This window comes from Acinetobacter sp. AOR41_HL (assembly GCF_027854645.1).
Taxonomy (GTDB): Bacteria; Pseudomonadota; Gammaproteobacteria; order Pseudomonadales; family Moraxellaceae; genus Acinetobacter; species Acinetobacter nosocomialis.
In genome coordinates, this window is record NZ_JAKTHZ010000017.1 from 275,187 (window position 1) to 287,912 (window position 12,726).

At 36.2% G+C, this 12,726-nt stretch carries 13 protein-coding genes; 8 read left to right on the plus strand and 5 right to left on the minus strand.

What is annotated here, in order from left to right; translation table 11 throughout:
• Positions 1-47 precede the first annotated feature (47 nt).
• The 3 genes from MKL35_RS05460 to MKL35_RS05470 are packed head-to-tail and all read left to right on the plus strand — an operon-like array spanning position 48 to position 1,178.
• Complete coding sequence (locus MKL35_RS05460) at positions 48-323, plus strand: holin (protein WP_031997603.1); 276 nt, start codon at positions 48-50, stop codon at positions 321-323.
• Positions 307-819 carry a lysozyme gene (locus MKL35_RS05465; protein ID WP_049066001.1) on the plus strand — a complete coding sequence of 171 codons (513 nt, stop codon included), beginning with the start codon at positions 307-309 and terminating at the stop codon, positions 817-819. The genes MKL35_RS05460 and MKL35_RS05465 overlap by 17 nt, the downstream gene beginning before the upstream one ends.
• Complete coding sequence (locus MKL35_RS05470) at positions 816-1,178, plus strand: hypothetical protein (protein WP_049066002.1); 363 nt, start codon at positions 816-818, stop codon at positions 1,176-1,178. Before MKL35_RS05465 ends, MKL35_RS05470 begins: the two co-directional genes overlap by 4 nt.
• Positions 1,179-1,397: 219 nt before the next feature.
• On the opposite strand, the gene MKL35_RS05475 is transcribed toward MKL35_RS05470, so the two are convergent.
• Together MKL35_RS05475 and MKL35_RS05480 are read right to left on the minus strand one after the other, a co-directional pair.
• Positions 1,398-2,690 (minus strand): Y-family DNA polymerase, encoded by a 1,293-nt coding sequence (locus tag MKL35_RS05475; RefSeq protein ID WP_049066003.1) that lies wholly within the window; start codon positions 2,688-2,690, stop codon positions 1,398-1,400.
• Between the two features lie 935 nt (positions 2,691-3,625).
• Entirely contained in the window at positions 3,626-4,522 is an 897-nt protein-coding gene (locus MKL35_RS05480; RefSeq protein ID WP_119689292.1) for a hypothetical protein, read from the minus strand.
• A 924-nt stretch (positions 4,523-5,446) separates the two neighbouring features.
• Between MKL35_RS05480 and MKL35_RS05490 the strand changes: the two genes are divergently transcribed.
• Positions 5,447-6,001 carry a TetR/AcrR family transcriptional regulator gene (locus MKL35_RS05490; protein WP_032010270.1) on the plus strand — a complete coding sequence of 185 codons (555 nt, stop codon included), beginning with the start codon at positions 5,447-5,449 and terminating at the stop codon, positions 5,999-6,001.
• A gap of 106 nt (positions 6,002-6,107) precedes the next feature.
• On the opposite strand, the gene MKL35_RS05495 is transcribed toward MKL35_RS05490, so the two are convergent.
• Positions 6,108-7,076: a threo-3-hydroxy-L-aspartate ammonia-lyase gene (locus tag MKL35_RS05495; protein WP_032010268.1), complete on the minus strand. Its 969-nt coding sequence runs from the start codon at positions 7,074-7,076 to the stop codon at positions 6,108-6,110.
• A 254-nt stretch (positions 7,077-7,330) separates the two neighbouring features.
• Between MKL35_RS05495 and MKL35_RS05500 the strand changes: the two genes are divergently transcribed.
• A complete protein-coding gene (locus tag MKL35_RS05500) occupies positions 7,331-7,954 on the plus strand; it encodes a helix-turn-helix transcriptional regulator (RefSeq protein ID WP_002052706.1) in 624 nt (207 codons plus the stop codon).
• 111 nt (positions 7,955-8,065) lie between these two features.
• Positions 8,066-8,299 carry a hypothetical protein gene (locus MKL35_RS19385; RefSeq protein ID WP_079377100.1) on the plus strand — a complete coding sequence of 78 codons (234 nt, stop codon included), beginning with the start codon at positions 8,066-8,068 and terminating at the stop codon, positions 8,297-8,299.
• Positions 8,300-8,333: 34 nt separating this feature from the next.
• On the opposite strand, the gene MKL35_RS05505 is transcribed toward MKL35_RS19385, so the two are convergent.
• Positions 8,334-9,020 carry a pirin family protein gene (locus tag MKL35_RS05505; protein WP_004707698.1) on the minus strand — a complete coding sequence of 229 codons (687 nt, stop codon included), beginning with the start codon at positions 9,018-9,020 and terminating at the stop codon, positions 8,334-8,336.
• Between the two features lie 186 nt (positions 9,021-9,206).
• Entirely contained in the window at positions 9,207-10,463 is a 1,257-nt protein-coding gene (locus tag MKL35_RS05510; RefSeq protein ID WP_032010266.1) for a L,D-transpeptidase family protein, read from the minus strand.
• Positions 10,464-10,768: 305 nt separating this feature from the next.
• Here MKL35_RS05510 and hemE point away from each other — a divergent pair, with 305 nt between their 5' ends.
• Entirely contained in the window at positions 10,769-11,842 is a 1,074-nt protein-coding gene (gene hemE, locus MKL35_RS05515) for a uroporphyrinogen decarboxylase (protein ID WP_002052969.1), read from the plus strand.
• A 6-nt stretch (positions 11,843-11,848) separates the two neighbouring features.
• Entirely contained in the window at positions 11,849-12,643 is a 795-nt protein-coding gene (locus MKL35_RS05520; RefSeq protein ID WP_002052947.1) for a DUF817 family protein, read from the plus strand.
• Positions 12,644-12,726: the final 83 nt, after the last annotated feature.

Sequence of the window (12,726 nt, forward strand, 5' to 3'; positions counted from 1 at the left end):
AGCACCCAGTCGGGTGCTTTTTTATTGCCAAAATCTGGAGAAGGCAAATGTCTGAAACTCAGACTGCGCTTGAAGCGAGTGCAGCAACATTAACATCAAAAGTAACAGCAACTACTGGCGTGGGGTCTTTTATCGGATTTATAGCAAAGATCGATGTTATTGCATGGGGCGGTTTGCTAATTGCTGCCCTTGGCTTGGCAATTCAAATTTATTTTGCGGTTCAGAAAAATCGCCGTGAAAAAGTAGAGCATGAAATGCGAAAGGCCGAATACAAGTTGCGGATAGATAACTTAAAAGGTAACTGTGATGTCGAACAAGACTAAATATGCGGTGGGTTTACTAGCAGCTTCGGCTGCTTTTTTTATGGGCGTAAAGGTTGATGAGGGGTATACCTCAAAACCAGTGATACCTGTTAAAGGTGATCGGCCTACACAGGGCCATGGTTCCACATTTAAACTTGACGGCTCACCAGTAAAAATGACGGATCCACCAATTACACGTGCGACAGCAGACAAGTGGTTGCGAAATGATGTAGCTAAACGTGAAGTGGCATTTAAAGATTCATTGAAGGGTGTGAAATTATCACAAACTGAATATGACATTTATTTGGATTTTTCATATCAGTACGGTGTGCCAACATTCTCAAAATCTTCAATGCTTAAGTATTTAAAGACTGGTCAATATAAAGCAGCTTGCGACTCATTACTTAAATACAAGTATGTTGCAAAGCGCGATTGTTCGATTCGTAAAAATGGTTGTTATGGGGTTTGGACTAGACAACTAGAACGACATGAGAAATGTATAGGGGTTAATTCATGACTTGGATTTTAAACAATAAGCGATGGTCCTTGATTCTGGTTCTGTCAATTTTGTATCTAGTTCAAATAGCGTACACAAACCACTTGGCAGGCAAATTAAATCAAGCAGATCAAAAATGCTTGTCTCAGATCCAGAAAATTGAAAAGAAAAATTTAGACGCCCTAACCGAAAAGCAGAATCAGATCAATAAAGTGAGCGCAGACTATGAAAAACTCAAAGTTGAGCAAAGTACAAAAGTCGAAACAGTTAAACGTGAAGTGCAAAAGATCGTGGAGCGTCCTATTTATTTCAATAGCTGTATTGACCTTGACGGCGTGTACCAACTCAATGAACTCATTAAAGCCGGTAATACCAGCTAATCTCGTCCAGCCATGCTCTAATTTAAATGAAATTGAGGGCACAACAGGTAAAGATTTAATGATCTGGTCAGTTGATACAGTTGCAAAATATAATGATTGTAAAACAAGACATATTGCAATTGTGAAGGCTCTTGAATAAGAGCCTTTAATAATGTGCAATTATTTGCTCAAAAAAGCTTAAAAATAAGTTATTTGAGCAAAAATATTCTCAAATAAAAATTAGTTGTTTATTGTTAGCATCCCTTCAAATGTAAAGTAATTATTCGACTTAAGATTTTGAGACATAGACCAAGCCCGATTTTGATACATACTCCCGCCAAAACCTAATTTAAATTTTCCAAACTTTTCTTGAATATCTTCTATCGCCACCATCAAATTTTCTGTTTTTTCTAGGTCACTATAATCTGTTAGTAAGTCATAAGTATAAGTATGCTTACTCTCGAGTGCAGTTAAAACAACACCACATTTTTTAAAATCCACATCTTGTTTATAAATATGATCAATCATTCTGGTTGTTGCTTTAATTAGCTTTCTAATGTCGTCCGTTGGAACACTAAATGGTTGTGATAGTTCTTTTTTATAAAATGGTTTATTAATATCAAAAGGGCTTGAGTGTGCAAAGCCGATAATGCAGCCACACAATGCTTCATCTTTTCTTATGCGTGTAAATGCTTCTTGAGTTCTTCTTGCGATTGCTTCTCTTAAATCATCTTTATTGGTAATTTTTTGCTTAAATGCACGTGAAGAAATGATTTGTTTACGTGATGGTGGCGTGTCTTCAATTTCGATGCATGCAATACCATTTAACTCAAGCACGGTGCGCTTCATCACTACACTAAACAATGATTCCATGTGATATGGATTTGACATCATAAGATCATAAACTTTGGTAATTCCCATCGATTCAAGTTTTTTAGAATGCTGACGGCCAACACCCCAAACTTCAGCAACACTCGTTTGCTTATAAAGCAGATCTCTTATATTTGATGGGAAAGAAACTAAGTTACATACGCCGTCAAAAGTGGGGTAGGTTTTTGCCAGATGATTAGCCATTTTTGCTTCAGTCTTGCTTCTACCGATTCCCACGCAGACAGGTAAGCCAATCCATTGCAAAATCCTTGCTTTCATTAATTTCGCATAAGCATCTAAATCATAATTTTGCTGGTAAGCTGTAAGCTCAAGAAATGCTTCATCAATACTATATGTTTCATGTTCATGTGGTGCGACAAACTGTTTTAAGATTGCATGAAATCGTTTACTCATTTCAGCATAGACAGGGTAGTTGCTTGAAAGCACAGCTACATTATTGCGCTTAACCAAATCAATTATTTTAAAAAGAGGTTCACCCATTTTAATACCAATTGCTTTAGCTTCGGCACTTCTGGCAACAGCACAAGCATCGTTATTTGAAAGAACAATGACTGGTCTATTATTAAGCTTTGGATTAAAAACACGCTCAATGCTTGCATAGCAATTGTTGACATCAACAAGTGCGAAAATACGCCTTCTCATACCCACCTTGAAAACGTTACAAATTCAAAATAAATGGTAGAGCTGAGTTACATTAAATTCAAATTTAAAAAATTGTGGATAAATAATGGTTAGTCATAACTTGTCGCTGGCGGTAGTGCATTTGGTCGGAAAATAAACGCGCTGATATTGTAATTAAATGGATCTGTAACTTTTAAAAATTCCTGTTTTCTGAACAAAAATTATACCGCAAGTGTTCGGGGAATGGTTTCGTAAGGGTCTGATTATATTGATGTTAGTTTTATAGTTTTTCATTGTTTTTTATGGTTGAAAAAAGGCACTATTCTAATATTATTCAATGCCTTATATTAATTAGAGCGTAATCTTGACATCGTAGAGGTCTCCAGTTCGAGTCTGGATATACCTACCAAGATTTATAAAGGGTTTACATCGTTTTAATAACATGTAAGCCCTTTTTTTATGCCTGTTTTTGGAGTTAAACCTATTAGAATTAAAATCAACAGCGAAGATTGAAGCGGGTAGTGGGTGAGATGGCGACCTGCCCCCATTGAGATTAAGTTGTAAAAATGATCACGACAAGAAGCAGGTCATTAAGCTATTCATAAAATGGCTTTGGCAAGTTAGCCCACCTAAGCATTTAAGCAAATAGAGCTAAGTCATGGGCCGAATATAGCATTCAAGCTTTACTTATACATAGGTTGTTTTGGCTTAATTTGAAAGATTTGTTTTCTTTATGAGCAATCAATTTTCAGTATATACAAAGCATATATTTACCAGCTAAATAAGTATTTTTATAGATATAGCAGATATAGAAAAAAGCCCTAAATAATTAGGGCTTTTTTATTACTCACTTTCGACAATCATCTTCACCGAGTTCATCTTTAGTATATCCCTCATTTAGTTTTTTTAACCATGTTGACTGCTTGGCATCCACCCAAGCATAAACTTTCTGATAATCAACTTGAGACTGAGGGGATAAGTCCTACTGGAAAGTAAGTTTTAACGGGAAAATCAATGCTGTACGATGAAGGTGTCCTTATCAAAAAGTCTTCGAACTTTATTGATTCTGGTAGGAAGGTATTCTTGTTAACTATAACTTTTTCTTGATTTGAGCCGATGAAAGCAACCTTATAGTCTTTTTTAATATTTTTGCAGTAATAGTTTTGATTGAAATCCATTTGTAAGGCTAGCCAATAAGCTTTTTGTCTGATAGATATCTCTGATATTTCCTTGTTTTGCATACTAAAAGTAGTAAATGCAAAAACTAAGAGTACAATAATTGTCCACCAGTTTTGATTAGGAGTTGCATCCTTGTCATTAAGTGCTTCTATGACACAGATGATAACTAGTCCAATCAAGCATATTATGCCAATCAATAGTAAAGTATTAGATAGATAATTAACGAGATAAAAAGTTGTGGTGAAGGTTAAACTATAAGGTAAATCATTCGCTGAGATACCAAAAAGGTCATTAATTACTGCAGAGGCTTTGCTATTGCAAAATAGTAAAATTATAGAAAATATAAATGTAGTAATTACTTTAGTGAATTTTAATTCATAAAAGTAAGTGATGAATTTAAATCTGTAAATATAATTAATTATTAAGATATATAAAACAAGCTTTGAAAATAAGGAACCCCAAAATAATATATCTCGATAAAGCGAATCAGGTTTATTAATATTAAAGGCAAATGCTACAATAAAAATAACAGAAATAGTGCTTAGTGTGTTGAAAAATATAAAAAAATCATTTTGTTCAATTAAGCTATTAAACTTGCCTTTAGCTTCTATTTCTTTCACGCTTTTATTGATTGATGTGAGTTCTTCAATAATAGTGTCTGGTTGTTCAGTCATTTTATATCCACATGTTAGTAGTGTTGAATAATAATATTTGAAATTAGATATTTAATAGTATAGTAGAGCGCTATGCTAGATATATAATAATATATTTTAATAAAATTTATATTAGTCCTAAATTATCAAAGCTCAACTAAATAAAGTTTGTTATTGCTAGATTATGGAGGGTGATGCCAATCTTATCGATAGTCTATCCAAGTCGGTAAATATGCAATCTTTAAAACTTCAAAAATGATAAGGCTATGAATAGGTATGAAAGCTATAATAATATTTCCAACTCACAAAATTTTATACTCCATTCTAAACCCCACTTTAACAATAACTTATTTATTATTTAGTCTTACTTTTTTAATGATCTAAATTAAAGCAAATGTCATTTTGTGTGCTTGACTGTAACAGGGTTGGGCACTATTCTTTGCCTGCTGGCCACATTGCCAGCCGGCTTTGACAGGCTGAATAATAACTCCCGCATCAGAGCTTTTCCTTCTGAGGAATAGTTTTGTGTGTGGTGGACCACTCGTTCCCTCCCGTAGCGGTAGGACGGGAGAGGGACACCTTCGGGTGTGCTAGTTTGAGTTATTACTAGTCTGTCAACCTTCTTCCGTTCTGCCACCATAATTCTATAAATGTCTGGCAGAACTCCAAATAAAAAGGAGTTGGCTTTGCACATCCATTATTTCTTGGCAGCCGTTGCCAAAAGCTATAACGACACCACTTAAAAATTTAAAGCAGCTTGATGACCTATAGGGTTTTCAGGCTTTAAGTCATTACGGCTCAAAAAACTTGTATCAACAATAAAACTTGAGATGTGCCAAGCATAGTCTTTATAGGCTTTGCTGTGCCTTTTTTCTCCCAGAAAGGGCACGGGCTTTTTTTATCTCATTTATATACAACAAAAATTTATTTTATAACGGTAAAACTATGCCAAATTTTATTCTCCCAACACGTGCTTTAGAAGTTGTAAAAAAAGGAATAAATCTGTTCCATCACGGTGGGTTTCACATGGTCGGTGTCGACAAAATTGTGAAGGAAACCGAAGTGAATAAAATGACGTTTTATAATTATTTTCACTCTAAAGAACGCTTCATCGAAATCTGTTTAATCGTACAAAAAGAACGCCTCCAAGACCAAGTGGTTGCACTGGTCGAGTATGACCATGACACAAGCACAATCGATAAACTCAAGAAGTTGTATGTTCTACATACCGACTTAGAAGGCCCGTATTACTTATTATTTAAGGCTATTTTTGAAACTAAAAATAGTTATCCAAAAGCTTATAAAACCGCGGTGAGATACAGAACATGGCTGACCAATGAAGTTTATAGCCAGCTTAGATTACTTAAAACCGATGCTTCTTTTACCGATGCCAAACTCTTTTTATATATGATTGAGGGCGCCATTATTCAGCTTTTAAGTTCAGATAAGACAACTCAAAAAGAGAAGATGCTTGAGTATTTTCTGCGAGGACTGATTTAACACTAAATTTTAATTAAATTAAGACGAAATAAATCGAAAAGTTGATACAGATTGGAGGTCTATCTATGAAGCTTTACCTAACATCATAGATAGACATCGACTTTTATTAAGCAGATAAAAACTCTACATATTTAGAAATATCAACGTTGCCACCACTAATAATGATGCCTATACGTTTGCCTTTTAACTCATGCTTTAAATTACGCGCAGCAGCAAAACCAAGACATCCTGTCGGTTCAACGACCATTTTCATTCTTTCAGCAAAAAACTTCATACAGCTAATGAGGTCTTCGTCTTCTACTGTCAAAATATCATCAACTTTTTGCTGAATTATAGGGAATGTTAATTTGCCTAAATATTGCGTTTGAGCACCATCGGCAATAGTTTGCGGCGTATCAATATGAACAATTTCTCCCTTTCTAAAAGACATTTGCCCATCATTTCCTAAAGCAGGTTCAACGCCATATATTTTACAGTTCGGAGAAAGCTGGCGAGCAGACAGGGCAGAACCAGCCAATAAACCGCCACCACCTAAACATACAAACAGGTAATCTAATTCGCCGACTTCTTCAAATAACTCTTTTGCAGCCGTTCCTTGCCCAGCAATTACATGCGGATGGTCATAAGATGGAATGAGTGTCAGGCCATTTTTTTCGGCAATCTCTTTACCAATTTTTTCCCGATCTTCGGTATAGCGGTCAAATTCAACAATATTGCCGCCGTACTCTCGGGTCGCTGCCATTTTTGCAGCAGGTGCATCTTTAGGCATGATGATTGTTGCTGGAATACCAAGAATTTTTGATGCGAGCGCAATTGCTTGTGCATGATTTCCCGAAGAGAAAGCGACCACGCCAGCTTTTTTCTGAGCTTCATTGAATTGCAAAAGCGCATTTATTGCACCACGAAATTTGAAAGCACCAACTCGCTGAAAATTCTCACATTTAAAGAATACTTCTGCTTCAAATTCATTATTAATAGTACGTGAAGTTAAAACAGGAGTCTTATTTGCAAAACCTTTTATACGTTCAGCAGCGGCTGCGACATCTTCATAAGTGGGAAGGGTTAAATTTTTCATAATTAAACCTAATTCTATTCATGTTTTCGGATGCAAGATTTGGTATCGCTCAAGGAACACACAAAATAGTAGCCTTGTTTAGATAAAATATATATGTTTAGATAAAATGTCTAATTTTATTTTCTAATGTGATAACAATGAGATATAAGATTTTGATTTACATTAAGTTTAAAATTAGATAAAAAGTCTAAATTACTATTACATGCTTCATTCTAAAGTTTGAAATAGTAAGTAAGTCATTTGGAGGAAATACCTTGGGAAATCGTGATAAACATTTGCTCACTCAACTAGATACCATTGCGAAGGGGTTAAGTGAAACGCTATTTCCTTTTTGTGAGGTCGTTGTCCATGACTTAACAAATCCTGAGCATGCCATACTCTCTATACATAACAATTTATCTGGTCGAAAAATTGGAGATCCTGCCACTGAGTTAGGGTTGGCTAGAATCATGTCTCCAGAGTTTCCAAACCTCATTTCAAACTATGCAAACCAGTTTGCTGATGGCCGTCCTGCCAAAAGTACGTCTATTGGGATTAAAGATGAAGAAGGCCAGTATGTAGCCGCTTTATGTATGAATATTGATTTAACCCTATTTAGGGGGATGCAAAGCGCTTTAGAGCAGTTTACTAAAATTGAAACTGACAACATTATTGAAAATTTAGAACCGAATGGTACAGAGGCAATTCGAAGATATATTGACCAATTTGCCTCAAAGCATGCTACGACACCGCGTATGTTAAAACTCAATGAGCGTAAACAATTAGTACATGAGTTAAAAAATAACGGTTTGTTAGATATTAAAAAGGCTGTCGAGACAGTGGCACAACATTTAGGTATATCAAGAGCGAGTGCCTATTTGTATGTAAAAGAAACTTAAGAGATTGATCTTATCTATCAAAAAACAACTTGTTTATTCAACATAGCTCATTTAAATAAATGAATAGGGACACAACAAGTATCTCTATAGCCTAATCAAGGAGGTCGTTATTTGAAGTTATTTATTATATTTATAGCCATTTTTTCGAGTATTGGACTGATCTGTTTAATCGCGCTACTCAGAAATTTAAAAAGTTATTCACCATCGAGTGATCATGATTATTCATCTTCAACACATCATTTACACGATAATAGTTCTAGTCATCATCATAGCTCTAATTATTCAAATGATTGTTCATCCTCTTCAGACTCAGGGAGTTGCGATGGGGGCGGAGGAAGCGATTAAAAAAGCCCTTTCATATAAAAGGGCTTTTAGTTATTTAAGGTAAATCAAACCAAATGAATTGGCTGTCTTCAAGTGCATGAATCACGGCGTTATCTTCAAACACTAAAGCATCACCCGCTTTAACTTCTTGATCACCAATACGAATTACACCTGAAATGACATGAACGTAATTTACGCGTTTTGATGTTTCAACAGGAAGTTCATTTCCTTTTTCCAATACAGCAGATTTGACCTCTGCGTTTTGGCGGATGTGCATTGGGGCATTTGCATCGGGACCTGCAATTAAATGCCATTTATTTGGATCTTTACGTGGGTCCAAACTAATTTGTTGGTAATTTGGCTCGGCTTCTTTTACGTCTGGAATAATCCATATTTGTAAGAGATGTACGGGTGTATCAGTGTTATTAATTTCACTATGAGCCACGCCTGTACCAGCGCTCATAAGTTGCCATTCACCTGCCTTAATTTGGCCTTCATTTCCCATCGTGTCACGGTGTGAAATTGCACCATCGAGCACACATGTTAAAATTTCCATGTTGTCATGAGAGTGAGTGCCGAAACCGTTATGGGCATCAATTTGGTCGTCATTAATCACGCGTAATGCACTTACACCCATATATTTAGGGTTATACCAGTTACCAAATGAAAAGCTATGGTAAGACTCTAACCAACCTGCTTTAACATGACCACGATCTTCACTACGATGCAAATAAGCATTCATGACTCGATCTCCTCAAATTATTATTGATCTCTTGAGGACTATGTTAAACCTGTAGAAACAAGCTAAAAATAGAGTAGATGCAACATATTGTTGCGTTTTTAATATGATCAAGACATCTAGAAATTTTCGTTTTAAATTTTAGATATAAAAAAAGCCTGCATAAAGCAGGCTTTTTCTTTTAAAAGATTATTCTAAGAATTTAACAGTGACACCTGAACGTACTTTATTACCTAAATCGTTAGCATCCCAGTTTGTTAAACGGATACAACCGTGTGATGCAGTTTTAGAAATTAAAGACGGGTTTGGTGTACCGTGAATACCGAATGATTTTTTACTTAAACCAATCCAGATGTTACCTACAGGAGCGTTAGGACCTGGTGGTAAAGAAAGTGGTTTTAAGTTTTTACCTTGTACGAAGTTCGAAGGTGAATAGCTATACCAAGGGTTACGCGCAACACCAACTACCTTATAAGTACCGGTCGGAGATGGCGTATCAGTACTGCCAATTGTTGCAGGAAATGAGGCAATCATTTGATTGCGGCTATTAAACAGATACAACTGTTTAGCACCTTTATGCGCAATAATTAAATGAATGTCTTCTGGTAAGTCATTGCGTACGTTAGGAACAATAATTTTCTCACCAACTTTTTTGAAGGTTGCTTTCGGGTTTAGTTTCTTTAAGAAACCTTCATCAATATGGAACTTCTCGCCCAACATTTCACTCACGCGAGTGTAATACAAACCTTTCATTTTGGCTTGTAATGCATAGTCAGAAGGAATTGACTCAGCATACGGACCTTTGAGGTCTGCATCAGTAATGGTGTATTCAATAAATGCTGGTTTTGTTTGTTTTGCAACAAGCGCATCCCAAGTTTCTTTAGTAAGTTCACCAGTAGGTGATAAACCATTCATTTGCTGGAAAGATGCAATTGCTTTTAAGGTGTTTTTACCGCTCATGCCATCAATTGCACCTGGTGAAGCATGCGCATTGTTTAGCATGACATGGGCACGTGCATAAACTGGTAATTGACCTTTACCAATATTTTCGTACCACTCAGCATTGTTTAAGCCATCTAATGTCCATGAAGCGGCTGGAGCAGAAGTAGCAGTCTTAGATGCTGTTGTTGTTTTAGCTGGCGCTGTTGGTTCTGAAGCAGCAATACCTGAATCGGCATTTGGATCTTCAGCTTTTTGTAAATTTTGTAATGTTGTAGACGCTCGATTTAAGTCATTTTGTTCTTGAGCTGTAATCTGTGTCTGGGCTTGAGCTTGAGTTTGGGCTTTAACAGTTGAAGCAGCATCTACAGCAAGCGGATCAATCGGATCTTCTACAGGAGCAGATACTTTTTTAGGAGTGACTGGTTGCTCAGTTGTTGACGCAGCCAAAGCAACATTAGCAATAATACAACTTAAACTCATAGCGAGTAATGAGCGAACAAACATGTAATTCAACCTTAAGAATTTTCATATAAGCAATAGGGTAAGGAGACTGATCCTAAAGTTTATAAAATCACCGATAACGCAATGTATGCGTATTTAAGTATTGGTGAATTTAATCATTAAAGGAAGATCAATAAACCCGATGTAACATGTTGCAAGTATTGCAGAAAACCGAGCTTCTTGCAGTAGACTTTTGTGTAAATATGCATTTTTTAGTAGATTGACAAGTTTTTTGTATGAAATTGAAATTATAAAAACATTCACCTTTTTGATATGATGCTGCCACATGAAAAAGATAGAGATCGGCAATGACGACACTTAAAAATGATCGTTTCTTACGTGCTTTATTACGTGAGCCTGTAGATACCACTCCAATATGGATGATGCGCCAAGCAGGACGTTATTTGCCTGAATATCGGGAAACACGCTCAAAAGCTGGTGACTTTCTATCTTTATGCAAAAATACAGAGTTTGCTTGTGAAGTAACTTTACAACCTTTGCGTCGCTACGATTTAGACGCAGCAATTTTATTTTCAGATATTTTAACGATTCCAGATGCGTTAGGACTAGGCCTTTATTTTGAAACAGGCGAAGGCCCTAAGTTTCATAAAACGGTTCGTACTGAACAAGATGTAGCAAATTTACCGAAGTTAAATGCTAAATCTGATCTTGATTATGTCATGAACGCAGTAAGCACAATTCGCTCTGCTTTAGGTGGTCAGGTTCCACTCATTGGTTTTTCGGGTAGCCCTTGGACACTGGCGACTTATATGGTTGAAGGTGGTTCAAGCAAAGAGTTCCGTTTTACCAAGCAAATGATGTATGCCCAGCCGGAAGTTTTGCATGCGTTGCTTGATCATTTAGCAGATTCAGTCATTGACTACTTAAATGCGCAAATTGATGCAGGCGCTCAAGCAATTCAAATCTTTGATAGTTGGGGCGGGGCTTTAGCACACCGTGAATATGTAGAGTTCTCGCTGAACTATATGAAAAAGATTATTGCAGGTCTGCAACGTGAAAAAGATGGACGCCGTATTCCTGTCATCGTATTCACTAAAGGTGGTGGTCAGTGGCTAGAGCCAATGATTACAACAGGTGCAGATGCATTAGGTTTAGACTGGACCACACCATTAAATACAGCTCGTACAACTGTAGCAGGCCGTGTTGCCCTACAAGGAAACCTTGATCCGGCTGTTTTATATGGTTCAGCGGCTTCAATTGAAAAAGCAGTGAAAGCCATGCTAGATGATGCTTATGCAAATGGTGAGAAGACAGGCTATGTTGCAAACTTAGGCCATGGCATTACCCAATGGGTAGATCCGGCCCAGCCAAAAATCTTTGTAGATACAGTACATGAGTATAGTGCTAAATATCTAGGATAGTTTTTTGTGCAATATCTCTCTTTAACCTTTCAATTTATTGGCAAGGCTGTTTCGGCAGCCTTGTTTGGTATTTTACTTCTCATTGCTTTTGCCCTAACTGCGCCGATGGGAAGCCATGAATATATGGGTTTTTATCGTTATGATTATTTACTCATCTATGCGCTCATTATTCAGATTTGCCTGTTGTATTTAAAGCTTGAGTCTTGGCAAGAAGCCAAGGTCATTGCTTTATTTCATATCATGGCAATGGTCATGGAAATCTTTTTGACACACCCTGGCATCGCTTCATGGCAATATCCGCAGCCTGCTGTGTTTAAAATTATTACTGTGCCTTTATTTGCAGGCTTTATGTACTCGGCTGTAGGTAGCTTTTTTGCTCGCTCAATCCGTTTATTTCAAGTTTCTTTTGAAAAACTTCCAAGTTTTGGAAGTATGCTTTTTCTCGCATTTTTCTCATATATTAATTTTATGAGTAAATTTTTTATACCTGATATTCGCTATATTTTATTTGCTTTTAGTGTTTATATTTTCTGGAAAACTACACTTTATTTTCAAATAAATGAACGTAAGTTTAAAACTCCAATGCTTCCTGTGTTGGTGACACTCGCATTCATAATTTGGGTTGCTGAAAATATTAGTACATTTTATAAAATTTGGGTTTATCCAAGTCAGATCAATGCTTGGCATATGGTGGGATGGGGTAAACTTGGTTCATGGTATTTATTATTACTACTAAGTTTAGTATTAGTTCTTAAAATATTAGGTCATCGAGATAATCAAGGTAATTGGAATTTAAAATAAAAATTTCCTTTTTACTTTTTATCATATTATTTAATTTTTAATTGCTAAATGACAAGCATATCGCTATCTTTGAAGGGTGTAAC